Annotated in this window: 23 protein-coding genes; 9 read left to right on the top strand and 14 right to left on the bottom strand. The window is 54.0% G+C overall.

Annotated elements, in window-relative coordinates; all coding sequences use genetic code 11:
• Positions 1–9: 9 nt before the first annotated feature.
• Positions 10–891: a tagatose-bisphosphate aldolase subunit KbaY gene (gene kbaY, locus SK39_RS14410; RefSeq protein ID WP_048217109.1), complete on the top strand. Its 882-nt coding sequence runs from the start codon at positions 10–12 to the stop codon at positions 889–891.
• 55 nt (positions 892–946) lie between these two features.
• On the opposite strand, the gene rsmI is transcribed toward kbaY, so the two are convergent.
• Positions 947–1,810, bottom strand: a complete 864-nt coding sequence (gene rsmI / locus SK39_RS14405; RefSeq protein WP_003024942.1) for a 16S rRNA (cytidine(1402)-2'-O)-methyltransferase — start codon at positions 1,808–1,810, stop codon at positions 947–949.
• A gap of 63 nt (positions 1,811–1,873) precedes the next feature.
• On the opposite strand from rsmI, the gene SK39_RS14400 reads away from it, so the two are divergent.
• From SK39_RS14400 to dolP, 4 genes are read left to right on the top strand one after another with little or no spacing between them, the layout of a single operon-like run.
• On the top strand, positions 1,874–3,925 hold the full coding sequence (locus SK39_RS14400) for a penicillin-binding protein activator (RefSeq protein ID WP_016151043.1): 2,052 nt from the start codon (positions 1,874–1,876) through the stop codon (positions 3,923–3,925).
• Positions 3,883–4,278 carry a YraN family protein gene (locus SK39_RS14395; protein WP_032938303.1) on the top strand — a complete coding sequence of 132 codons (396 nt, stop codon included), beginning with the start codon at positions 3,883–3,885 and terminating at the stop codon, positions 4,276–4,278. Before SK39_RS14400 ends, SK39_RS14395 begins: the two co-directional genes overlap by 43 nt.
• Positions 4,279–4,312: 34 nt before the next feature.
• Positions 4,313–4,903 (top strand): DnaA initiator-associating protein DiaA, encoded by a 591-nt coding sequence (gene diaA, locus SK39_RS14390; RefSeq protein ID WP_003024948.1) that lies wholly within the window; start codon positions 4,313–4,315, stop codon positions 4,901–4,903.
• A 9-nt stretch (positions 4,904–4,912) separates the two neighbouring features.
• Positions 4,913–5,488 carry a division/outer membrane stress-associated lipid-binding lipoprotein gene (dolP, locus tag SK39_RS14385; protein ID WP_003024954.1) on the top strand — a complete coding sequence of 192 codons (576 nt, stop codon included), beginning with the start codon at positions 4,913–4,915 and terminating at the stop codon, positions 5,486–5,488.
• 93 nt (positions 5,489–5,581) lie between these two features.
• Here dolP and SK39_RS14380 read toward each other — a convergent pair whose 3' ends face one another.
• Together SK39_RS14380 and SK39_RS14375 are read right to left on the bottom strand one after the other, a co-directional pair.
• Entirely contained in the window at positions 5,582–6,217 is a 636-nt protein-coding gene (locus SK39_RS14380; protein ID WP_003024957.1) for an NAD(P)H-binding protein, read from the bottom strand.
• 37 nt (positions 6,218–6,254) lie between these two features.
• The gene (locus tag SK39_RS14375) at positions 6,255–6,683 is read right to left on the bottom strand and encodes a YhbP family protein (protein ID WP_032938301.1); all 429 of its coding nucleotides are present in this window, start codon (positions 6,681–6,683) and stop codon (positions 6,255–6,257) included.
• 43 nt (positions 6,684–6,726) lie between these two features.
• On the opposite strand from SK39_RS14375, the gene SK39_RS14370 reads away from it, so the two are divergent.
• Complete coding sequence (locus tag SK39_RS14370) at positions 6,727–7,035, top strand: GIY-YIG nuclease family protein (protein WP_085952534.1); 309 nt, start codon at positions 6,727–6,729, stop codon at positions 7,033–7,035.
• Here SK39_RS14370 and SK39_RS14365 read toward each other — a convergent pair.
• Entirely contained in the window at positions 7,022–7,525 is a 504-nt protein-coding gene (locus SK39_RS14365) for a GNAT family N-acetyltransferase (protein ID WP_048217108.1), read from the bottom strand. The two genes, SK39_RS14370 and SK39_RS14365, sit on opposite strands and share 14 nt — an antisense overlap.
• A complete protein-coding gene (gene ubiT / locus SK39_RS14360) occupies positions 7,519–8,043 on the bottom strand; it encodes a ubiquinone anaerobic biosynthesis accessory factor UbiT (protein ID WP_003024968.1) in 525 nt (174 codons plus the stop codon). The genes SK39_RS14365 and ubiT overlap by 7 nt, the downstream gene beginning before the upstream one ends.
• A gap of 220 nt (positions 8,044–8,263) precedes the next feature.
• Here ubiT and ubiU point away from each other — a divergent pair, with 220 nt between their 5' ends.
• The 3 genes from ubiU to SK39_RS14345 all read left to right on the top strand — a co-directional run bounded on the left by ubiU (position 8,264) and on the right by SK39_RS14345 (position 11,330).
• Positions 8,264–9,259 carry a ubiquinone anaerobic biosynthesis protein UbiU gene (ubiU, locus tag SK39_RS14355; RefSeq protein ID WP_003839981.1) on the top strand — a complete coding sequence of 332 codons (996 nt, stop codon included), beginning with the start codon at positions 8,264–8,266 and terminating at the stop codon, positions 9,257–9,259.
• A gap of 8 nt (positions 9,260–9,267) precedes the next feature.
• Complete coding sequence (locus SK39_RS14350; RefSeq protein ID WP_049015916.1) at positions 9,268–10,146, top strand: U32 family peptidase; 879 nt, start codon at positions 9,268–9,270, stop codon at positions 10,144–10,146.
• A gap of 176 nt (positions 10,147–10,322) precedes the next feature.
• The gene (locus tag SK39_RS14345; protein ID WP_048217107.1) at positions 10,323–11,330 is read left to right on the top strand and encodes a luciferase-like monooxygenase; all 1,008 of its coding nucleotides are present in this window, start codon (positions 10,323–10,325) and stop codon (positions 11,328–11,330) included.
• 87 nt (positions 11,331–11,417) lie between these two features.
• On the opposite strand, the gene mtr is transcribed toward SK39_RS14345, so the two are convergent.
• The 9 genes from mtr to infB form a co-directional block, all read right to left on the bottom strand.
• Complete coding sequence (gene mtr / locus SK39_RS14340) at positions 11,418–12,662, bottom strand: tryptophan permease (RefSeq protein ID WP_032950309.1); 1,245 nt, start codon at positions 12,660–12,662, stop codon at positions 11,418–11,420.
• A gap of 137 nt (positions 12,663–12,799) precedes the next feature.
• On the bottom strand, positions 12,800–14,728 hold the full coding sequence (locus SK39_RS14335; protein ID WP_003839970.1) for a DEAD/DEAH family ATP-dependent RNA helicase: 1,929 nt from the start codon (positions 14,726–14,728) through the stop codon (positions 12,800–12,802).
• Positions 14,721–14,801, bottom strand: coding sequence for a protein YrbN (gene yrbN / locus SK39_RS27145; RefSeq protein WP_010723222.1), 81 nt, complete (start codon positions 14,799–14,801; stop codon positions 14,721–14,723). The genes SK39_RS14335 and yrbN overlap by 8 nt, the downstream gene beginning before the upstream one ends.
• 106 nt (positions 14,802–14,907) lie before the next feature.
• On the bottom strand, positions 14,908–15,792 hold the full coding sequence (nlpI, locus tag SK39_RS14330) for a lipoprotein NlpI (protein WP_003024982.1): 885 nt from the start codon (positions 15,790–15,792) through the stop codon (positions 14,908–14,910).
• A gap of 109 nt (positions 15,793–15,901) precedes the next feature.
• Positions 15,902–18,034 carry a polyribonucleotide nucleotidyltransferase gene (gene pnp, locus SK39_RS14325; RefSeq protein ID WP_003024984.1) on the bottom strand — a complete coding sequence of 711 codons (2,133 nt, stop codon included), beginning with the start codon at positions 18,032–18,034 and terminating at the stop codon, positions 15,902–15,904.
• Between the two features lie 246 nt (positions 18,035–18,280).
• On the bottom strand, positions 18,281–18,550 hold the full coding sequence (rpsO, locus tag SK39_RS14320; RefSeq protein ID WP_000059465.1) for a 30S ribosomal protein S15: 270 nt from the start codon (positions 18,548–18,550) through the stop codon (positions 18,281–18,283).
• Between the two features lie 273 nt (positions 18,551–18,823).
• Positions 18,824–19,768, bottom strand: a complete 945-nt coding sequence (gene truB / locus SK39_RS14315) for a tRNA pseudouridine(55) synthase TruB (RefSeq protein WP_003024986.1) — start codon at positions 19,766–19,768, stop codon at positions 18,824–18,826.
• Positions 19,768–20,172: a 30S ribosome-binding factor RbfA gene (rbfA, locus tag SK39_RS14310; protein WP_048217106.1), complete on the bottom strand. Its 405-nt coding sequence runs from the start codon at positions 20,170–20,172 to the stop codon at positions 19,768–19,770. The genes truB and rbfA overlap by 1 nt, the downstream gene beginning before the upstream one ends.
• A 146-nt stretch (positions 20,173–20,318) precedes the next feature.
• Entirely contained in the window at positions 20,319–23,009 is a 2,691-nt protein-coding gene (gene infB, locus SK39_RS14305; RefSeq protein ID WP_003024990.1) for a translation initiation factor IF-2, read from the bottom strand.
• Positions 23,010–23,022: the final 13 nt, after the last annotated feature.

The raw sequence follows: 23,022 nt of genomic DNA, 5'->3' as shown, positions 1-23,022 counted from the left end.
GATCGTTTTATGAGCATTATTTCCACGAAATACCTCCTGCTGGATGCCCAAAAAAAGGGTTATGCCGTACCCGCCTTTAACATTCATAACGCCGAGACGATCCAGGCGATCCTTGAGGTGTGCTATGAAATGCAATCGCCGGTGATCCTTGCCGGAACACCGGGCACCTTTAAGCATATCGCGCTGGAAGAGATCTACGCGCTGTGCAGCGCTTATTCCACCAGCTACGGTATACCGCTGGCGCTGCACCTTGATCACCATGAGTCGCTGGACGATATCCGTCGTAAAGTGAATGCAGGAGTGCGCAGCGCAATGATCGACGGCAGCCACTTTCCGTTTGAAGAAAACGTGAAGCTGGTGAAATCCGTTGTGGATTTTTGCCATGCCAAAGATTGCAGCGTGGAAGCTGAGCTGGGTCGCCTCGGTGGCGTAGAAGATGATATGAGCGTGGATGCAGAAAGCGCCTTCCTCACCGATCCACAAGAAGCTAAACGGTTTGTTGAGCGTACTGGCGTAGATAGCCTTGCAGTTGCCATCGGCACAGCACACGGTTTATATACCAAAACGCCCAAGATCGATTTCCAGCGGCTGGGTGAAATTCGTGAGGTCGTCGACGTTCCCCTGGTTTTACATGGCGCAAGCGATGTTCCTGACGAATACGTCCACCGCACGATCGAGCTTGGCGTTTGCAAAGTTAACGTCGCTACTGAACTGAAAATCGCTTTTGCCGATGCGGTCAAGGCGTGGTTTGCGGAGAATCCGCAGGGCAACGATCCTCGCTATTACATGCGGGTCGGTATGGATGCGATGAAAGAAGTGGTGCGTAGCAAAATCACTGTATGCGGGTCAGCAAACCGCTTATTAATCAGTGAAACTGCCGCTCAGTCTTAAGCTCTGTGTTAGCTAATGGCCATACCCTTGTCGGTTTGGCCATCAACAATCGGGCTTACTCTCCCTGTTGTTCCAGTGCGTGCTTATACAGTGCATTCTTTTTCACGCCGTGGATTTCAGCGGCCAGCGCGGCGGCCTTTTTCAGCGGCAGTTCTGCCTGTAATAAAGCCAACGTACGCAGCGCATCGGCAGGGAGATCGTCTTCCTGCGCTTTATGCCCTTCGACAATCAGCACCATTTCACCTTTACGACGGTTTTCATCTTCCTTGACCCACGCAAGCAGTTCGCCGACCGGTGCGCCGTGAATGGTTTCCCAGGTTTTGGTCAGCTCGCGCGCCAGCACCACGTAACGGGATTCGCCCCAGACGGCAACCATGTCTTCCAGGCTATCCAGCAAGCGGTGGGTAGATTCATAAAAAATAAGCGTACGCGGCTCTGCCTCAATGGCTTTCATCGCATCACGACGCCCTTTCGATTTGGCAGGCAGAAAACCTTCATAGCAAAAGCGGTCTGAAGGCAAACCAGCAGCGCTTAGGGCAGCAATCGCCGCGCAAGGGCCCGGCAGAGGAACAACGCGGATCCCCGCTTCGCGACAGGTGCGCACCAGATGGTAGCCAGGATCGTTAATCAGCGGCGTTCCGGCATCGGAAACCAGCGCAATGTTTTGCCCTTCTTTGAGTTTCGCCACCAGCGTTTCCGCTTTTTGTTGCTCATTGTGATCGTGTAACGCGAACAAACGGGCGTTAATCGCGAAGTGTTGTAACAATAATCCTGTATGACGTGTGTCTTCAGCGGCAATCAAATCAACGGCTTGTAAAACTTCGAGCGCTCGTTGGGTAATATCAGCCAAATTTCCTATAGGAGTAGGTACAATAAAGAGTTGGCCTTGAGAATTATCCGCCGATTCGTGTTGTTTCATTGTGTCGTCCGTATTGCCGATTTAATATTGAGCATTGAGTAAAAAAATATCACTGGATACAGTATGGTACCCTCAACATTTTCTCGTTTGAAAGCCGCGCGCGCGCTACCAGTCATTCTGGCAGCACTGATTTTCGCAGGCTGTGGCACCCAGGCGCCAGACCAGAGTGCAGCCCATATGCAGGGCACTGCGCAGGCTGATTCCGGCTTTTATCTGCAACAAATGCAGCAAAGCTCAGATGATAGCAAGACCAACTGGCAATTACTCGCCATTCGTGCACTGCTGAAAGAAGGCAAGAGCCAGCAGGCTAGCGAGCTGTTCAACCAGCTGCCGCAGAAACTAAACGACACTCAGCGTCGTGAGCAGTCTCTGCTGGCCGTCGAGATCAAGCTCGCACAGAAAGATATCGCTGGCGCTCAGGCCCTGCTGGATAAACTCACTCCTGCCGATTTCGATCAAAACCAGCAGGCCAGATACTGGCAGGCGCAAATCGACGTCAACCAGGGTCGCCCATCGTTGACACTACTGCGCGCCCTGATCGCTCAGGAACCGCTGCTGTCCGCGAATGCTAAGCAGAAAAACATCGATGCCACCTGGCAGGCGCTGTCATCCATGACCCAGGAGCAAGCACAGGCACTGGTCATCAATGCGGATGAAAACGTGCTGCAAGGCTGGTTGGATCTCCAGCGCGTCTGGTTCGATAACCGTAACGATCCAGACATGATGAAAGCCGGTATTGCGGACTGGCAGAAACGTTATCCGCAAAACCCGGGCGCAAAAATACTGCCAACGCAGTTGGTTAACGTCCAGAGCTTTAAGCCCGCCTCCACCAGCAAAATTGCGCTGCTGCTGCCGCTGAACGGTCAGGCCGCTGTATTTGGCCGGACTATTCAGCAAGGCTTTGAAGCGGCGAAAAATATGGGTACTCAACCCGTAGCGGCCCCTGCGGTAGCTGCGCCTGCTGCGGATACAACAGCTGCGACGACCACAGAACAGCCGCAAACGACTGACGGCGTTGCCAGCCCTTCTCAGGCGTCAGTAAGCGATCTGACCAACGAGACGCCAGCTCAGCCAGAAACACCTGCTGCGCAGCCCACAGCACCCGCTCAGCCAACAACCGCCAGCGCACCGGCGAATCCATCAGCAGAGCTGAAAATCTACGACACTTCATCACAGCCTCTGAACCAAATCCTGACTCAGGTTCAGCAGGATGGTGCCAGCATCGTGGTTGGTCCGCTGTTGAAAAACAATGTTGAAGAGCTGATGAAAAGCAATACGCCATTAAACGTGCTGGCACTTAATCAGCCGGAGTCGGTGAAAAACCTGCCGAACGTCTGCTACTTCGCTTTGTCGCCAGAAGATGAAGCGCGCGACGCCGCGCGTCACATCCGCGATCAAGGAAAACAGACGCCGCTGTTGTTGATCCCTCGGAGTTCATTAGGCGATCGCGTTGCCAACGCCTTTGCACAGGAATGGCAAAAGCTGGGCGGCGGCGTAGTGTTGCAGCAGAAGTTTGGCTCCACCGCCGAGCTGAAAATGGGCGTCAACGGCGGCTCGGGAATTTCCCTGACGGGCAGCCCGGTGGCCTCCTCTGTACCTGCGCAACCTGGCGTGACGATTGGCGGCCTGACGATTCCGGCTGCGCCCACCGATGCGCAGATCACCGGCGGCAGCGGCCGTGTTGATGCCGTGTATATTCTGGCGACGCCGGAAGAAATTGCCTTTATTAAGCCGATGATCGCTATGCGCAACGGCAGCCAGAGCGGAGCGACGCTGTACGCCAGCTCCCGTAGCGCGCAGGGAACTGCTGGCCCGGATTTCCGTCTGGAGATGGAAGGCTTGCAGTACAGCGAAATACCGATGCTGGCAGGTGCTAACGCTCCTCTCATGCAGCAGGCGCTTGGCGCGGTTCGTAACGACTACTCACTGGCACGTATGTATGCGATGGGCGTCGATGCCTGGTCACTTGCCAACCACTTCTCGCAAATGCGTCAGGTACAGGGTTTCGAAATTAACGGCAACACCGGGGCCTTAACCGCAACGCCGGATTGTGTGATTAACAGGAAGTTATCATGGCTCAAATACCAGCAAGGACAAGTCGTCCCCGCCAGTTAACGAGTAAACAGACCGGTGACGCGTGGGAATCCACCGCGCGTGACTGGCTGCAAAACAAGGGACTGCATTTTATCGCCGCCAACGTGCGTGAACGTGGCGGCGAAATCGACCTGATAATGCGTGAAGGCAGCACCACCGTCTTTGTTGAAGTCCGCTATCGGCGCTCGGCCCAGTTTGGCGGCGCAGCGGCGAGTGTGACCCAGAGCAAACAACACAAATTATTACAGACCGCCCGCTTGTGGCTTGCGCGCCACAATGGGAGTTTTGATACTGTGGATTGCCGGTTCGATGTGTTAGCCTTCACCGGAAATGATGTTGAGTGGTTTAAGGACGCGTTCAACGACCGCTCATAGTTGAAGATTCAGAGCCTGGTTCTTAAGGATTAGCGTGTTAGATAGAATTAAAGTCTGCTTTACAGAAAGCATTCAAACTCAGATAGCTGCGGCTGAAGCACTTCCGGATGCGATCTCCCGTGCCGCCATGACGCTGGTTCAGTCCCTGCTCAATGGCAACAAAATTCTCTGTTGTGGTAATGGGACGTCCGCTGCCAACGCACAGCATTTTGCTGCCAGCATGATCAATCGTTTTGAAACAGAACGCCCAAGTTTACCTGCGATTGCACTAAACACTGATAATGTGGTCTTAACTGCGATTGCCAACGATCGCCTGCACGACGAAGTTTATGCAAAACAAGTCCGTGCGCTGGGACATGCAGGAGATGTTCTGCTGGCAATCTCTACGCGTGGTAATAGCCGCGATATCGTAAAAGCCGTTGAAGCCGCCGTGACACGCGACATGACAATCGTCGCGCTGACCGGGTATGACGGAGGGGAACTGGCCGGATTACTGGGGCCGCAGGATGTTGAAATCCGTATCCCCTCACACCACAGCGCCCGCGTTCAGGAAATGCACATGCTGACGGTCAACTGCCTTTGCGATCTCATCGATAACACGCTTTTCCCTCACCAGGATGATTAAGGAGTACACATGAAGGCATTTTCGCCGCTTGCTGTGATTATCGCTGCACTGCTGCTGCAAGGTTGTGTCGCTGCTGCCGTTGTCGGAACTGCTGCTGTCGGCACCAAAGCCGCGACGGATCCTCGCAGCGTCGGCACCCAGGTAGATGATGGAACCCTGGAATTACGCGTCAATACGGCGTTGTCGAAAGATGCCCAGATCAAGAAAGAAGCGCGAATCAACGTGAGCGCATATCAGGGTAAAGTGCTGCTGGTCGGTCAGTCGCCAAATAGCGAACTGTCTGCACGAGCAAAACAGATTGCGATGGGCGTAGAAGGTACGACTGAGGTCTTTAATGAGATCCGTCAGGGCCAGCCAATCGGTCTGGGCGATGCGTCCAACGATACCTGGATAACCACCAAAGTACGTTCCCAGTTACTGACCAGCGATCAGGTGAAATCCTCTAACGTGAAAGTCACGACCGAGAATGGAGAAGTGTTCCTGTTAGGTCTGGTGACCGAACGCGAAGCGAAGGCGGCGGCAGACATCGCCAGCCGGGTAAGCGGCGTGAAACGCGTCACGACGGCCTTTACGTTTATTAAGTAATACTGATGCCGGATAGCGACGCCTGAGCGTCTTATCCGGCCTACAGGACGTTATCGTTTGTAGGTCGGATAAGCGTCAGCGCCATCCGGCATTTTATTTAGCCCTTTCGCGTAACTCGGAAGAGGTCAGGATCGAAACCCCTTCATGCCCAGGTGCCAGCGCTTCTGCTAACATTGCCCGCGCAACATCACGCGCTTCAATCGACTTCCAGTTACCCGGCAGCAGCCTGAACAACGGCGCTAAAAACATCTCATTCGCCCGCTGTTTGTCCCTATCACCCAGTAGCATTGAAGGCCGGGCAATGGTCAGCCGAGGCCAATTCTGCGCAATCAGCGCCTGCTCCATTTCACCTTTCACCCGGTTATAAAAAAACGGTGAATTGGCATTAGCGCCCATCGAACTCACCACCAGCATATGCTGTGCCCCCAGCCGACGCCCCGTCAGAGCTGTATCCACTACCAGCGTATAGTCAGCGTGGATAAATGCTTCTTTGCTGCCCGCTTCACGTCGGGTCGTTCCCAGACAACAAAAGACAATATCGACCGGATCGGTAACCTGCGCCAGAGCATCGGTTAGCTGCGGATCGTGGGGATTATAGATGCCAACCGTATCAGCCAGCGGTCGACGCGTCGGCGCCGTAATGGCATTGATCCGGGGTTCATTCAGTAGCATCCGCAATAAATGTCCGCCCACCAGACCCGTTGCACCGGTTATTAACACCTGGCTCATCGTTTATTTTCCCCTGACGCTTCAATCACTCTTTTAACTATAGATCACGTAGCCAGTGCATCTTTTTACCGAAGCCCAGCGTGTTGTCCGTGAATTTGACTTCATCCAGTCGAATCTCCCACACGGGCGCTGGCAACATTCTGGCGACAGGGAAACGGCGGTTGTAGGCGTTACGCGCGCCTTCACTCTCCTGCCCTTCAAGACGGCGAATCTCCCCCTTAAACTGCACGCCACGAATCAGGGCGACCGTTTTGGGCTGACCATTTACCGTGCCGGCAATCGGTGCACACGGTCCCGACATCTGCGCATGGCGCGTTTTATCTTCGGTCAGCACATAGAATGCCATCTTCTGCGCATCAAACAGGTAAAACGCATTGGCGCACCACAATTCACCTTCATGGTATACGCACCAGGTCACGACGTGCTGTTTTGCCAGCCAGCGAGACACCGCAGTCAGTGTTTCCATTTCTGTTCTCTTTTATACTGTAGGCCTGAAAATTATCACGTCGATGGTGACAATGACACCCTGGTATCTGTACCTGATCCGTACCGCTGACAACGCCTTATACACCGGAATAACCACCGATGTGCAGCGCCGCTATAAGCAGCATCAAAGTGGGAAAGGCGCGAAGGCGCTACGTGGAAAGGGGGAACTCACGTTGGCATTTGCGGCGCAGATTGGCGACCGTTCGCTGGCCCTGCGCATAGAGTATCGCGTCAAACAGCTCACAAAGCGTCAGAAAGAGCGCCTTGTAGAAGGCGAAGGGCTTGAGGCTCTACTGAGCAGCCTGCAAGCCCCGGATGTTAAAAACGATTGAAGTGGTCGTGGTATTCCACCAGGCCCGTCACGCCCTCCAGCGCATCGTCCGCCAGGCGATGAACCTGGAACGCGCTTTCGGTGCCCGGCCAGCGGCAACGCAGGTCATGATGCGCTGCCAGCTCAAAGCCAAAGCGGCTGTACAGTGCCGGATCGCCCAGCGTAACCACCGCGGCGTAGCCAAACTCGTTCAGGGAATCGAGTCCTTCATAGACCAGTTGACGCGCCAGGCCCTGCCCCCGGTAGTTTTCATCCACCGCGAGCGGCGCCATGCCGACCCATTGCAGATCTTCACCCTGAACATCGACAGGGCTGAACGCGACGTAACCCACTACCTGACCTTCATCATCGGTAGCAACCAAACCCAGCGTTAAGAAACCATCTTCACGCAGGTCGTGCACTAATTTTGCTTCCCCATCGCTCTCAAATGAACGGCGCAGCAACGCATCAATACCAGGGGCATCAATGGGAATCTCAACTCGAATCAGCATGGCTCACCTACCGAGGTCTGTTTGGTTTCTGGCGACGTTTTCATCCCCGCCTCAACAAAATCCGCCAACTGCATCAGCATGACGCGCAACGCTTTAGGCATCTGCTCCAGTTCGATGGCATCCATCAGATTTTTTACGTATAGCCCTAATTCTGTATCACCTTCAATCACCAGGCGACGCTGGAAGAAAAGCGTATCCGGATCCTGCTTGCGGGCCACGATCATCAGGAGATCGCTGGCATCGGCGCTAAAACTCACATCCGCATCTGCATTCTGGCTGACGATAAGTTTATCGTTCTCAACAGAGGTATACCATTTGAGGTCAATGTCACGCACATGAATGCTCAGCCAGCGACCTTCGAGAAACTCCAGCTCCCCATCGGCCAGCGCCTGACTAAACTGCCAGCTCAGGACCTGCTCCAGAACCTGGCGCTTTAGCGCAAAGGGCGTCAGTTTAACCGGTACACTCATCAGAGAAGGACCTAAATGTACTAAGCGTGAACGCAGTTTATCCAACACGAGCTTTACTCCCTGTTTCAATAGTCCTGCTATTTTGCCATATCAAATAAACGACATAGCGGCATAAATCAACAATTCGCTACGAAATTGTTACCTCTTTATTGGTGTCACCAATACGACTTTAACTGCCTCAAATCAAAAATTGTCTCAGCAAGGTTAACTAAAATCCCTCTTCGTTAACATTTCTGCGCCCTACATGGCGCAACGTTCAGGATAAATTATGGAGCTGCTCTGCCCTGCCGGAAACCTCCCGGCGCTTAAGGCGGCCATCGAGAACGGCGCTGATGCTGTCTACATCGGGCTGAAAGATGATACCAACGCCCGTCATTTCGCCGGCCTTAATTTTACCGAGAAAAAATTGCAGGAAGCGGTGAGTTTCGTTCATCAACATCGCCGTAAGCTGCACATTGCGATTAACACCTTTGCGCACCCGGATGGTTACGCACGCTGGCAGCGTGCCGTTGATATGGCAGCGCAACTGGGTGCAGACGCGCTGATCCTCGCCGACCTCGCCATGCTTGAGTATGCCGCAGAGCGCTACCCGCATATTGAGCGCCATGTCTCTGTTCAGGCATCTGCAACCAATGAAGAGGCGATTAATTTCTACCATCGCAACTTTGACGTCGCCCGCGTGGTTCTGCCGCGCGTGCTGTCTATTCATCAGGTGAAGCAACTTGCTCGCGTCACACCAGTTCCCCTGGAAGTGTTCGCCTTTGGCAGCTTGTGCATTATGGCGGAAGGCCGTTGCTATCTTTCGTCTTACCTGACGGGCGAATCTCCTAATACCGTCGGTGCCTGCTCCCCTGCCCGTTTTGTGCGCTGGCAGCAGACCCCACAGGGCCTGGAATCTCGCCTGAACGAAGTGCTGATTGATCGCTACCAGGATGGCGAAAACGCCGGGTATCCAACGCTGTGTAAAGGGCGCTACCTGGTGGATGGCGAGCGCTACCATGCGCTGGAAGAACCCACCAGCCTCAACACGCTCGAACTGCTGCCGGAACTGCTGGCTGCCAATATTGCCTCGGTGAAAATCGAAGGTCGCCAGCGCAGCCCGGCTTACGTCAGCCAGGTGGCGAAAGTGTGGCGTCAGGCAATCGACCGCTGTATGGCCGACCCGCAAAACTACGTCCCGCAGGCCGCGTGGATGGAAACGCTCGGTTCAATGTCCGAAGGCACGCAGACCACGCTTGGCGCGTATCACCGTAAATGGCAGTGAGAAAAGCAATGAAATATTCATTAGGACCCGTGCTCTACTACTGGTCGAAAGAAACGCTGGAAGATTTTTACCAGCAGGCCGCCGCCAGTCATGCTGACGTTATCTATCTTGGCGAAGCGGTATGCAGCAAACGCCGTGCGACCAAAGTGGGCGACTGGCTGGATATGGCGAAGTCTCTCGCCGGTAGCGGTAAGCAGGTGGTGCTGTCGACGCTGGCGCTGGTGCAGGCTTCCTCTGAACTGGGAGAGCTGAAGCGCTATGTCGAAAACGGCGACTTCCTGTTGGAAGCCAGCGATCTCGGCGTGGTGAATATGTGCGCCGAGCGTAAGCTGCCGTTTGTCGCCGGGCACGCGCTCAACTGCTACAACGCCGTCACGCTGCGTATTCTGCTCAAGCAGGGCATGGTGCGCTGGTGTATGCCGGTAGAGTTATCCCGCGACTGGCTGGTAAACCTGCTCAACCAGTGTGATGAGCTGGGTATTCGCAATCAGTTTGAAGTCGAGGTACTGAGCTATGGGCATCTGCCGCTGGCATACTCCGCCCGATGCTTTACCGCACGCTCTGAAGATCGTCCAAAAGACGAATGTGAAACCTGCTGCATCAAATACCCGAACGGACGCGATGTGCTGTCGCAGGAGAATCAGCAGGTCTTTGTGCTCAACGGGATCCAGACCATGAGCGGCTATGTCTACAACCTCGGTAACGAGCTGACATCCATGCAGGGGCTGGTTGATATTGTGCGCCTTTCCCCGCTGGGGACAGAGACATTCGCCATGCTTGACGCCTTCCGTGCCAATGAAAATGGCAGTGCTCCATTACCGCTTGCCGCCCACAGTGACTGCAACGGCTACTGGAAGCGACTGGCTGGTCTGGAGCTGCAGGCCTAGCCGGATGGCGGCAAATTGCCTTATCCGGCCTACAAATAGCGATCCCGTAGGCCCGATAAGCGCAGCGCCATCGGGCATTGTTTTTGCCGTCAGTCTCATAAAGCTCACTTTGTTAACAACGGTAATCAAATTTTAATGCAGTATTAAAAGATTAACCGGTAACAAAGTGAGCCGTTATGACTGACAAAACTATTCCGTTCTCGGTGCTGGATCTGGCGCCGATCCCTGAAGGTTCTTCGGCAAAAGAGGCCTTCACGCACTCGCTTGATCTCTCCCGACTGGCCGAAAAGCGCGGCTACCACCGCTACTGGCTGGCTGAACATCACAACATGACCGGCATCGCCAGCGCCGCAACTTCTGTGCTGATTGGCTATCTGGCTGCCAATACCACCACGCTGCATCTCGGGTCTGGCGGCGTGATGCTGCCCAACCATTCGCCGCTGGTGATCGCCGAACAGTTCGGTACCCTGAATACGCTGTATCCGGGACGCATCGATCTTGGGCTTGGCCGCGCGCCGGGGAGCGATCAGCCAACGATGCGTGCGCTGCGCCGCCATATGAGCGGTGATATAGATAACTTCCCACGCGACGTCGCTGAACTGGTGGACTGGTTCGACGCCCACGATCCTAATCCCCATGTACGCCCGGTTCCCGGCTACGGCGAACAGATCCCGGTCTGGTTATTAGGCTCCAGCCTGTACAGCGCACAGCTGGCGGCCCAGCTCGGCCTGCCGTTTGCCTTCGCCTCGCATTTTGCTCCGGATATGCTGCATCAGGCGCTGCATCTGTATCGCACCCAGTTCAAACCCTCAGCGCGGCTGGCAAAGCCGTATGCAATGGTGTGCATCAACATCATTGCCGCTGACAGCAATCGCGACGCCGAGTTTCTTTTCACCTCGATGCAGCAGGCGTTTATGAAACTGCGTCGTGGCGAAACGGGCCAGCTACCACCGCCGGTAGAGAATATGCATCAGCTGTGGTCCGCTTCAGAACAGTACGGCGTACAACAGGCGCTGAGCATGTCGCTGGTTGGTGATAAGGCAAAAGTGCGTCACGGTCTTGATGCCATTTTGCGTGAAACCCAGGCCGATGAAATTATGGTTAACGGCCAGATTTTTGATCATCAGGCACGTCTTCATTCGTTTGATTTGGCGATGGATGTGAAGCAGGAATTGTTGGGGTAGCGCGCTTTGTGCCGGATGGCGGCTACGCCTTATCCGGCCTACACGGTACTGTAGGCCCGGTAAGCGCAACGCCACCGGGCAACGGTTTTACTGATAGACCGGTAACAGATCCACGCTCGACAGAATATGGATAACCGCATTGCCGATACCGAACACCAGGATCAGCGCAATCATCGGCTTACCGCCCCAGACACGGAATTTCGGGCTACCGAAACGCTCGCGGGATTTACGGGCCAGCAGTGCCGGAACAATGGCAGCCCAGATGGTTGCTGCGAGTCCTGCATAGCCGATGGCGTACAGGAAACCGTTCGGCCATAGCAGGCCACCGATAATTGGCGGGACAAACGTCAGCAATGCCGTTTTGAAACGTCCCATTGCCGAGTCATCAAAGCCAAACAGATCCGCCAGATAGTCAAACAGACCGAGCGTAACGCCGAGGAATGAACTCGCCACCGCAAAGTTGGAGAACACCACCAGCAGCAGATCCAGACTGCGGCTGTTTAGTACGCCGCTCAGCGCCTGTACCAGCACATCAATGTTACCGCCCTGTTGCGCAATACCGATAAACTCTGGACGCGGAATGTTGCCCATTGTTCCCAGCAACCATACGGTATACAGCACCAGCGCCAGCAGCGTGCCGTACACCAGACACTTAACGATGGTCTTCGGATCTTTGCCGTAGTACTTCATCAGGCTCGGGACGTTGCCGTGATAGCCGAATGAAGCCAGACAAAACGGCAGCGTCATCAGCAGGTACGGCGTATACGAAGCGTTGCTCTGCGCCACGTTAAACAGTGTTGCGGGCTGCACGTGCCCCAGCAGACTGCCGAAGGTCAGGAAAAAGGTAATCACCTTTGCGCCCAGCACAATCGCCGTCATGCGGCTAACCGCTTTGGTGCTTAACCACACCACAAATGCCACCAGCAGCGCAAAGCCAAGACCTGCCGCGCGCGCCGGAACATTCAGCGACATCTCGGAGAAGGTGTGATGCAGAATCGACCCGCTCGCTGAGATATAGGCGTAAGTCAGGATATAGAGAACGAAGGCGATCGAGATGCCGTTCACTACGTTCCAGCCTTTACCCAGCAGATCTTTCGTGATGGTGTCAAAACTGGAGCCAATGCGGTAATTGAGGTTAGCTTCAAGGATCATCAGCCCGGAGTGCAGCATGCAGAACCAGGTGAAGATCAGCGCCGCCATTGACCAGAAAAACCACGCCCCGGACATGACCACTGGCAGAGAAAACATCCCCGCGCCAATAATGGTGCCGCCGATAATCACCACGCCGCCGAGCAGCGAAGGTGACGTTTGGGTGGTGGTTAGTGTTGCCATTTAGCCATCTCTCCAGTCATTTATATTGTGACTACATCTCAATGTGCTGCACTGTACCAGTACACGAGTACAAATGAAATAAAAAAAGCCCCGATTGTTGAGATCGGGGCTGTATATATTACTTTACGCAGCGAAACTTATGCGTCACCGCCGAAACGACGACGACCAGCGGAGTCATCACGACGCGGTGCAGAAGAATCGTCACGACGCGGACCACGGTTGCCTTCACGACGTTCGCCGCTAAAACGACGACCATCGCCACGACCGCCTTCACGACGTTCACCGCTAAAGCCACGACCTTCACCGCGACCACCTTCACGACGCTCGCCGCTGAAACGGCCACCACCACGACGCTCACCACCGGTGTGCGGAACTGCATCGCCAACCAGCTGCATGTTCATCGGCTTGTTCAGGATGCGAGTACGGGTAAAGTGCTGCAGCACGTCGCCCGGCATACCTTTCGGCAGCTCGATGGTGGAGTGGGAAGCAAACAGCTTGATGTTACCGATGTAACGGCTGCTGATATCGCCTTCGTTAGCAATCGCGCCAACGATATGACGAACTTCAACACCGTCATCACGGCCCACTTCAATGCGGTACAGCTGCATGTCACCAACGTCACGACGTTCACGACGCGGACGATCTTCACCACCACGGTCATTACGGTCACGAGGGCCACGATCGTTACGATCGCGCGGACCACGGTCATCACGATCGCGGAATTCGCGTTTCGGACGCATTGGTGCATCTGGCGGCAGGATCAGCGGACGTTCGCCCTGAGCCATTTTCAGCAGTGCGGCTGCCAGCGTTTCGATATCCAGCTCTTCTTCCGGCTGCATTTTCGCCAGCAGAGCACGGTACTGATCCAGATCGCTGCTTTCCAGCTGCTGCTGTACTTTAGCGGCGAATTTTTCCAGACGGCGTTTGCCCAGCAGTTCTGCGTTCGGCAGTTCTACTTCCGGAATCGTCAGCTTCATGGTGCGTTCGATGTTACGCAGCAGACGACGCTCACGGTTCTCAACGAACAGCAGCGCACGGCCAGCACGACCCGCACGACCGGTACGGCCGATACGGTGAACGTAAGACTCGGAATCCATCGGGATGTCGTAGTTAACAACCAGGCTGATACGCTCAACGTCCAGGCCACGGGCCGCAACGTCGGTAGCAATCAGGATATCCAGGCGGCCATCTTTCAGACGTTCCAGAGTCTGCTCACGCAGGGACTGGTTCATGTCGCCGTTCAGTGCAGCGCTGCTATAACCGCTACGCTCCAGCGCTTCTGCCACTTCCAGGGTCGCATTTTTGGTACGAACGAAGATAATCGCCGCATCAAAATCTTCTGCTTCCAGGAAACGCACCAGCGCTTCATTTTTACGCATGCCCCACACAGTCCAGTAGCTCTGGCTGATGTCAGGACGCGTGGTAACGCTGGACTGAATGCGTACTTCCTGCGGCTCTTTCATAAAGCGACGGGTAATACGACGAATCGCTTCCGGCATGGTTGCAGAGAACAGAGCGGTCTGATGACCTTCCGGGATCTGCGCCATGATGGTTTCAACGTCTTCGATGAAGCCCATACGCAGCATTTCGTCAGCTTCGTCCAGTACCAGACCGCTCAGTTTGGAGAGGTCCAGAGTACCGCGCTTCAGGTGATCCAGCAGACGGCCCGGCGTACCGACGACGATCTGTGGTCCCTGACGCAGGGCACGTAATTGCACGTCATAACGCTGGCCGCCGTACAGGGCAACCACGTTCACGCCGCGCATGTGTTTAGAGAAATCCGTCATGGCTTCTGCTACCTGAACCGCCAGTTCGCGGGTCGGTGCCAGCACCAGAATCTGAGGTGCCTTCAGCTCAGGATCAAGATTGTTGAGCAGCGGTAAAGAGAACGCTGCAGTTTTGCCGCTACCTGTCTGGGCCATACCCAGAACATCGCGGCCGCCCAGCAGATGCGGAATGCACTCTGCCTGGATTGGAGATGGTTTTTCGTAACCCAGATCGTTAAGGGCTTCAAGGATAGGAGCCTTCAGGCCCAGATCTGCAAAAGTGGTTTCGAATTCAGCCATGTAGTACGTGTGCCTCAAAATTAATGGCGGCCAGTCTACATAACTCATCATGAAATTGATCTGCAATTTTCATTGAAAAGTGTGAACCGGCTCAAAGTAGGTGTATTAACGAACAACAACGCCCTCACCCGTGAAGGTGATGGCAATCAAAAAAGATTACGGGCTGATGTGTACGTCAGCTATTGCTGGTCCGATTCTGCCAGGTCATCTTGGTCCTGGCCCAGGAGCGATAATTCCAACAATGCGTATCGGTGCTCAACAAAGTTATGAACGTTGTTAGCCACCGCCAGTTTGAACAATGCCGTAGCGTTGTCCAAATCCCCCAGACTTAGGTAGTACTTACCTAAATAGAAGTTGGTTTCACTGAGATGCTCAGCGAGCGAGGTGTTATCCGTTGCGTCCGCCTTCAGGCGTTCCATCAGCGTTGCTTCGCTAATGTTGCCCAGGTAGAACTCGACAATGTTCCATCCCCATTGCTCTTTATCCGATTTCTCAAAGCGTTGCTTCAACGCTTCTTTCGCCTGCTTCTCATCGAGCTTCTGCTCGGCAAGATAAAGCCACAGACTACGGAAAGGATCATTGGGATCGTCTTGATAAAACGCTAGCAGATCATCTTGCGCTAACTTGTCGCGACCGCCGTAATACAATGCGATACCGCGATTTAAGTGCGCGTAGTTGTAAGTTGGATCAAGCTCAAGTACAGAATCAAACGCTTCATAGGCAGCATCAAAATTGCCTGCCTGCGTTAAATATATACCTAAGTAATTGAATACTTCAGGCATATCTGGTCGGATTGCCAGCGCTTGTGAAAAATCATTTCGCGCCAGTGCCCTCAGACCGAGACTATCATACAACACTCCGCGCTCATATAAAAGCTGTGCGCGTTCGTCATCGGTTAAAGCCCGACTGGCAAGAATTTGTTCCATACGTGCCAGAATCACTTCCTGCTGCAAAGTCGGTTGCAATGGTACTGCGAGGACTTCACTCTTTCGCCAGGCGGAATTACTGCATCCAGCCAGCGTGAGTGCTGTCGCAACGAAACACCAGCGCAAAAAAGGCTTCATTTCCCACTCCCGAAGACAACGATTGAATGAACGTCCAGGTTCCCCGGTTGCTAACAAGGCATCCTGCCGGGTTAAAGGCCCTCCGCTTTCACGGAGGGCAATGGCAACCTTACTCGCCCTGGCTTGCCGGAGCTTCCGGTTCGCCTGCAGGCTGAGACTGCTCAGTTGCTTCTTTAATGCTCAGACGTACACGGCCCTGGCGATCAACTTCCAGAACTTTGACCGGTACTTCCTGGCCCATCTGCAGGTAGTCGGTCACTTTCTCAACGCGCTTATCAGCGATCTGAGAGATGTGTACCAGACCTTCTTTACCGCCACCGATGGCAACGAATGCGCCAAAGTCAACGATACGGGTCACTTTACCATTGTAGATACGGCCTACTTCGATCTCTGCGGTGATCTCTTCGATACGACGGATAGCATATTTCGCTTTTTCGCCGTCGGTCGCAGCAATCTTCACGGTACCATCATCTTCGATTTCAATGGTGGTGCCGGTTTCTTCGGTCAGAGCACGGATAACAGAACCGCCTTTACCGATAACGTCTTTGATCTTGTCCGGGCTGATCTTGATGGTGTGGATACGCGGAGCAAATTCAGAGATATCGCCACGCGGTGCGTTGATCGCTTGTTCCATCACACCCAGGATGTGCAGACGCGCACCTTTAGCCTGGTTCAGAGCAACCTGCATGATCTCTTTGGTGATACCTTCAATTTTGATATCCATCTGCAGTGCAGAGATACCGTCGCGGGAACCCGCCACTTTGAAGTCCATATCGCCCAGGTGGTCTTCGTCGCCCAGGATGTCAGACAGAACAACAAAGTTGTCGCCTTCTTTCACCAGACCCATCGCGATACCCGCAACAGCGGCTTTGATCGGCACGCCTGCATCCATCAGCGCCAGGGAAGCACCACATACGGAAGCCATGGAAGAAGAACCGTTAGATTCGGTGATTTCAGAAACCACACGCACGGTGTACGGGAATTTATCCAGTTCCGGCATTACTGCCAGTACGCCACGTTTCGCCAGACGGCCGTGACCAATCTCACGACGCTTCGGAGAACCGACCATACCGGTTTCACCTACGCAGTACGGAGGGAAGTTGTAGTGGAACAGGAAGTTGTCAGTGCGCTCGCCCATCAGTTCGTCAAGGTTCTGCGCATCACGAGTGGTGCCCAGGGTCGCAGTAACCAGCGCCTGAGTTTCGCCACGGGTGAACAGTGCGGAACCGTGGGTACGCGGCAGAACGCCAGTACGCACGTCCAGACCACGGATCATGTCTTTTTCACGGCCATCGATGCGCGGCTCGCCTGCCAGTACGCGGCTACGAACAACGTTTTTCTCGATAGCGTGCAGGATTTCACCCAGTTCGTTAGCGTCCAGGGTTTCGTCTTCAGCCACCAGAGTCGCGATGGTTTCAGATTTGATTACGTCAACCTGAGCATAACGCTCTTGTTTGTCGGTGATGCGGTAAGCATCGCTCAGGCGAGCTTCTGCCAGTGCGGCAACGCGTGCGTTCAGCGCTTCGTTGACGGCTTCTGGCTGCCAGTCCCAACGCGGTTTGCCAGCTTCTTTCGCCAGCTCGTTGATAGCCTGAATCACAACCTGCTGCTGTTCGTGACCGAACACAACAGCACCCAGCATCTGATCTTCGCTCAGCAGTTCTGCTTCGGATTCAACCATCAGTACGGCTGCTTCAGTACCCGCAACAACCAGGTCCAGCTTGCTTTCTTTCAGTTCGTCCTGAGTCGGGTTCAGTACGTACTGGTCATTGATGTAACCAACACGTGCAGCACCGATCGGGCCGTTGAATGGAATACCAGACAGAGTCAGCGCAGCAGATGCACCAATCATTGCCACGATGTCCGGGTTAACCTGCGGGTTAACGGAAACAACGGTCGCGATAACCTGAACTTCGTTAACGAAGCCTTCCGGGAACAGCGGGCGAACCGGGCGGTCAATCAGACGCGCGATCAGGGTTTCGCCTTCGCTCGGACGGCCTTCACGACGGAAGAAGCTACCCGGGATACGGCCAGCAGCGTAGGTACGCTCCTGATAGTTAACGGTCAGCGGGAAAAAGTCCTGGCCTGGTTTCGCTTTTTTCTGGCCAACAACGGTAACGAATACCGCGGTGTCATCCATGCTAACCATAACAGCGGCAGTCGCCTGACGCGCCATCATGCCGGTTTCCAGCGTAACGGTATGCTGACCGTACTGGAATTTACGAACGATCGGATTAAGCAAAATAATATCCTTTCTCTATTTTTTTGACGGCACATTTTGCGCCATCGTTAATACCCGATCTTCTGCGCATCCTCGCGACTAATGACAACCCTAACCCATAAGCATGAGTAAAGCCTCTCATTAGCCGCGCGAACCTCTGCAACGGAAGATCATTCATAGCAACAATACATTAGTTTCCAGCGAATTGCTGCCATCTGCTGGAAAAAAGGGGCCATGAAGGCCCCCTCTTTCTGAAACTCGAAAGAATTAGCGACGCAGACCCAGACGCTCGATCAGCGCGGTGTAACGTGCAACATCTTTACGTTTCAGGTAGTCGAGCAGTTTACGACGCTGAGAAACCATGCGCAGCAGACCACGACGGCTGTGGTGATCTTTTTTGTGCTCTGCAAAGTGGCCCTGCAGGTGGTTAATCTGTGCAGTCAACAGTGCAACCTGAACATCGGTAGAACCGGTGTCGTTTGCATCACGACCAAACTCAGAAACGATTTTAGCGGTAGCTTCAGTACTTAGAGACATTTTAAAACTCCAAAGTGTTAAGAATGAAAGGATGCCGATCTCTAATTCAGCTATCCCAGTGTATACACTTTATCCTTCAAACTGACTCTGCGTTGGCTGCGTCCGCTCACCTCAGTCACTTACCTAAGTAAGCTCCTGAGGATTCTCAGACTTGCCGCCTTGATGCAGCTCGAATGATTTTGTGTATACGTCGCGTAGATTGTTAAACAATTTACGCGACGTTAAGCGGCAGTATCCTACTCGCAGCGCCCTTTTATCGCAAGACAGAGAGCGCTATGCAGGATACTCAACCACCAGGCGACGGGGGGCGACACGACCTTCATCGTCCATCTCCCCCATGCCGATAAACTTGCCGTCATCGCCTTCCGTCACGCGGACCAGCCCTTCCAGCGGCGCGCCTGATGTCCGTACCGGGTTACCATTTTTAAAGTAAACCGAGGATGTTAAAGGCAAATTAACAACAGGATAGTCCGATGCTGGACTGTCCATTGGCATCAGCAAAGGATCAAGCAGCTGTGCCGCCGGAATGTTCTGCTGCTCGGCCTGTTCAACCAGCTCACGCAGATGTTCCAGCGTCACCATTCGATCCACCGGATACTTGCTGACCGTCAAACGACGCAGATACGTGACGTGCGCGCCGCAGCCCAACTTCTCACCCAGATCGTCAACAATGGTGCGAATATAGGTGCCTTTGGAACAGTGAACTTCCAGCTCCAGTTCGTTACCTTCGTGACGGATAAACAGCAGCTCATAGACGGTAATCGGTCGCGCTTCACGCGGCACTTCAATACCCTGACGCGCATATTCGTACAGCTTCTTACCCTGATACTTCAGCGCCGAATACATTGACGGGATCTGCTCGATATCGCCGCGGAAAGTTTCCAGCGCGCTCGCCAGTTGTTCTGCGGTGAAGGTTACCGGACGTTCCTGCACGATTTGCCCATCGGCATCGGAAGTGTCTGTACGCTGGCCCAGACGGGCAACCACACGATAGCGTTTGTCAGAATCCAGCAAATACTGTGAAAACTTAGTCGCTTCACCGAGGCAGATTGGCAGCATGCCTGTCGCCAGCGGATCCAGTGCGCCGGTATGTCCCGCGCGATTGGCATTGTAGATGCGTTTTACTTTTTGCAGTACATCATTGCTGGACATGCCCTGCGGCTTATCCAGCAGCAGGACACCGTGAATGTCGCGACCACGACGACGAGGACGACTCATCAGTCCTCCTTGCTGTCGTCCGCTGGGTTCACACGACGCTCATCGTCATGTTTCACCACGCTGGTCACCAGGTTGGACATGCGCATCCCTTCAACCAACGAGTTGTCGTAGAAGAAGGTCAGCTCAGGCACGATACGCAGACGCATTGCTTTACCCAGCAGAGAGCGGATAAAACCAGAGGCTTCCTGCAGTGCTTTGATGCCTTTTTTCACAGCAGCTTCGTCCTGATCGTTGAGGAAAGTCACGAATACTTTGGCATATGCCAGATCACGAGACATCTCAACGCCCGATACGGTGGTCATCATACCAACACGCGGGTCTTTGATTTCGCGTTGCAGGATGAGTGCGATCTCTTTCTGCATCTCTTGCGCGACACGCTGCGGGCGACCAAATTCTTTCGCCATAATAAATTCTCCAGAATAAAGACAAAAAAGGGGCTATCAGCCCCTTTTTAAATTTCTTGCCGGGTGGCGCTTCGCTTACCCGGCCTACACCTAATCATCTTCTAAGGATTTTGGGCTGCAAATTGCGGCCCAAAAGACGACGAAGATTAAGCGATAGTACGTTGGATCTCGATAATCTCGAACACTTCGATCATATCGCCAACGCGAACGTCGTTGTAGTTCTTAACGCCGATACCACATTCCATGCCGTTACGGACTTCGTTAACGTCATCTTTGAAGCGACGCAGGGATTCCAGCTCGCCTTCATAGATAACCACGTTGTCGCGCAGAACGCGGATTGGGTTGTGACGTTTAATCGTGCCTTCGGTAACCATACAACCTGCGATAGCGCCGAATTTCGGTGATTTGAACACATCACGAACTTCAGCCAGACCAATGATCTGCTGTTTCAGCTCCGGAGACAGCATGCCGCTCATCGCTGCTTTCACTTCGTCGATCAGATGATAGATGACGGAGTAGTAACGCAGATCCAGGCTTTCAGATTCGATAACTTTACGTGCAGAGGCATCAGCACGGACGTTGAAGCCAACCAGAATCGCGTTGGATGCCGCAGCCAGGGTCGCGTCGGTTTCGGTGATACCACCTACGCCAGAACCGATGATCTTCACTTTGACTTCGTCGGTAGACAGTTTCAGTAAAGAGTCGGAAATCGCTTCTACAGAACCCTGAACGTCAGCCTTCAGGACGACGTTCACTTCGTGAACTTCGCCTTCGGTCATGTTAGCGAACATGTTCTCGAGTTTAGATTTCTGCTGACGAGCCAGTTTAACTTCACGGAATTTGCCCTGACGATACAGTGCAACTTCACGGGCTTTCTTCTCGTCACGAACGACAGTAACTTCGTCACCTGCAGCCGGAACACCGGACAGACCGAGGATTTCCACCGGAATGGATGGACCTGCTTCCAGTACTTCCTGACCCAGTTCGTTACGCATAGCACGAACGCGACCGTATTCGAAGCCACACAGTACGATGTCGCCTTTGTGCAGCGTACCTTCACGCACCAGTACGGTAGCAACCGGACCACGACCTTTATCCAGGAAGGATTCGATAACCGCACCGCTCGCCATACCTTTACGCACAGCTTTCAGTTCCAGTACTTCGGCCTGCAGCAGGATAGCGTCCAGCAGCTCGTCGATACCGGTACCCGCTTTCGCAGAAACGTGAACGAATTGGCTCTCGCCGCCCCACTCTTCCGGCATGATGCCGTACTGGGACAGTTCGTTTTTAACGCGATCCGGATCCGCTTCCGGCTTATCGATTTTGTTGACTGCAACCACCACCGGCACACCCGCCGCTTTCGCGTGCTGGATAGCTTCGATGGTCTGTGGCATCACGCCGTCGTCTGCTGCAACAACCAGAACAACGATATCCGTTGCCTGAGCACCACGAGCACGCATGGAGGTAAACGCGGCGTGACCCGGGGTATCCAGGAAGGTGATCATACCGTTGTCAGTTTCAACGTGGTACGCACCGATGTGCTGAGTAATGCCGCCCGCTTCACCAGAAGCCACTTTCGTGGAACGAATGTAGTCCAGCAGGGAGGTTTTACCGTGGTCAACGTGACCCATGATGGTCACAACTGGTGCGCGCGGTTCAGCCGCAGCACCGGTGTCACGGTCGCTCATTACCGCTTCTTCCAGCTCGTTTTCACGACGCAGGATAACTTTGTGGCCCATCTCTTCGGCAACCAGCTGTGCGGTTTCCTGGTCGATGACCTGGTTAATGGTAGCCATTGCGCCCAGTTTCATCATCGCTTTGATGACCTGAGAGCCTTTAACTGCCATTTTGTTCGCCAGATCGCCAACGGTGATGGTTTCGCCGATCACAACGTCACGGTTAACGGCCTGAGCTGGCTTCTGGAAGCCCTGCTGCAGAGCGGAACCTTTACGCTGCTTACCGCCTTTACCGCCGCGAACCGCTGCACGCGCTTCTTCACGGTCAGCTTTAGATTCAGCGTGTTTGTTGCCTTTCTTCGCCGGACGCGCTGCTTTAGTGCTGCGAGTACGACCACGACCGCCTTCGACTTCACGATCGTTCTCGTCTTCAGCCTGGCGAGCATGCTGGGAAGTGGTGACGTGATAATCGCTGGTATCTTCAACAGGTTCAGCGTTATTCACACCATTTTTCTCGTTTTCTTCCGCCATACGGCGAGCTTCTTCCGCTACGCGGCGCGCTTCTTCTTCAAGCTTGCGACGTGCTTCTTCTTCCGCTTTACGCTTCAGTTCTGCGGCTTCATTTTCACGGCGGGCTTTTTCGGCCTGGGCGGTTTTAGTCATATCGTCGGTCTGTTGATTGCTCACTTTGTCTTTTTCCGCAGCTTCACGTTTCGCTTTATCAGCGGCTTCACGCTTAGCTTGTTCTGCGGCCTCACGTTCGGCTTTTTGTTGCGCCTCGCGTTTGGCAGCTTCTTCTGCCTCACGACGGGCTTGCTCTTCCGCTTCACGCTGCGCCTGCTCTTCCGCGGCAAGGCGTTCAGCCTCTTGCGGATCGCGTTTCACAAAGGTGCGTGTCTTGCGGACTTCGATTTGTACCGATTTGCTTTTTCCACCGGTACCTGGAATATTGAGAGTACTGCGCGTTTTACGCTGCAATGTCAACTTATCCGGCGCTGAGCCGTTTTCACGGTTCAAATGCGCCAGTAAGGTTTGTTTCTCTTGTGCGGACACAGAGTCGTCAGCAGACTTCGGGATACCGGCATCAGCAAATTGCTGTACCAGGCGATCCACGGAAGTCTGTATCTCTGCAGCCAGCGTTTTTACGGTTACATCTGTCATACTGTTCCTTCCT

Source organism: Citrobacter sp. BIDMC107 (genome assembly GCF_001037575.1).
Taxonomy (GTDB): Bacteria; Pseudomonadota; Gammaproteobacteria; order Enterobacterales; family Enterobacteriaceae; genus Citrobacter; species Citrobacter freundii.
The sequence above is the reverse complement of the archived record's forward strand: the minus strand, read 5'-3'. Positions and strand labels throughout refer to the sequence as shown.

Bases quoted from the DNA above. Each gene is read 5' to 3' on its own strand.
- SK39_RS14400 (WP_016151043.1), top strand. From the start codon at position 1,874: ATGGTACCCTCAACATTTTCTCGTTTGAAAGCCGCGCGCGCGCTACCA.
- SK39_RS14380 (WP_003024957.1), bottom strand. From the start codon at position 6,217: ATGAGCCAGGTGTTAATAACCGGTGCAACGGGTCTGGTGGGCGGACAT.
- nlpI (WP_003024982.1), bottom strand. From the start codon at position 15,792: ATGAAGCCTTTTTTGCGCTGGTGTTTCGTTGCGACAGCACTCACGCTG.
- mtr (WP_032950309.1), bottom strand. From the start codon at position 12,662: ATGGCAACACTAACCACCACCCAAACGTCACCTTCGCTGCTCGGCGGC.
- SK39_RS14375 (WP_032938301.1), bottom strand. From the start codon at position 6,683: ATGGAAACACTGACTGCGGTGTCTCGCTGGCTGGCAAAACAGCACGTC.
- rpsO (WP_000059465.1), bottom strand. From the start codon at position 18,550: ATGTCTCTAAGTACTGAAGCTACCGCTAAAATCGTTTCTGAGTTTGGT.
- rbfA (WP_048217106.1), bottom strand. From the start codon at position 20,172: ATGGCGAAAGAATTTGGTCGCCCGCAGCGTGTCGCGCAAGAGATGCAG.
- SK39_RS14335 (WP_003839970.1), bottom strand. From the start codon at position 14,728: ATGGCTGAATTCGAAACCACTTTTGCAGATCTGGGCCTGAAGGCTCCT.
- ubiU (WP_003839981.1), top strand. From the start codon at position 8,264: ATGGAGCTGCTCTGCCCTGCCGGAAACCTCCCGGCGCTTAAGGCGGCC.
- yrbN (WP_010723222.1), bottom strand. From the start codon at position 14,801: ATGAAAATTGCAGATCAATTTCATGATGAGTTATGTAGACTGGCCGCC.
- kbaY (WP_048217109.1), top strand. From the start codon at position 10: ATGAGCATTATTTCCACGAAATACCTCCTGCTGGATGCCCAAAAAAAG.
- SK39_RS14345 (WP_048217107.1), top strand. From the start codon at position 10,323: ATGACTGACAAAACTATTCCGTTCTCGGTGCTGGATCTGGCGCCGATC.
- rsmI (WP_003024942.1), bottom strand. From the start codon at position 1,810: ATGAAACAACACGAATCGGCGGATAATTCTCAAGGCCAACTCTTTATT.
- SK39_RS14370 (WP_085952534.1), top strand. From the start codon at position 6,727: ATGGTGACAATGACACCCTGGTATCTGTACCTGATCCGTACCGCTGAC.
- truB (WP_003024986.1), bottom strand. From the start codon at position 19,768: ATGAGTCGTCCTCGTCGTCGTGGTCGCGACATTCACGGTGTCCTGCTG.
- SK39_RS14395 (WP_032938303.1), top strand. From the start codon at position 3,883: ATGGCTCAAATACCAGCAAGGACAAGTCGTCCCCGCCAGTTAACGAGT.
- SK39_RS14365 (WP_048217108.1), bottom strand. From the start codon at position 7,525: ATGCTGATTCGAGTTGAGATTCCCATTGATGCCCCTGGTATTGATGCG.
- SK39_RS14350 (WP_049015916.1), top strand. From the start codon at position 9,268: ATGAAATATTCATTAGGACCCGTGCTCTACTACTGGTCGAAAGAAACG.
- infB (WP_003024990.1), bottom strand. From the start codon at position 23,009: ATGACAGATGTAACCGTAAAAACGCTGGCTGCAGAGATACAGACTTCC.
- dolP (WP_003024954.1), top strand. From the start codon at position 4,913: ATGAAGGCATTTTCGCCGCTTGCTGTGATTATCGCTGCACTGCTGCTG.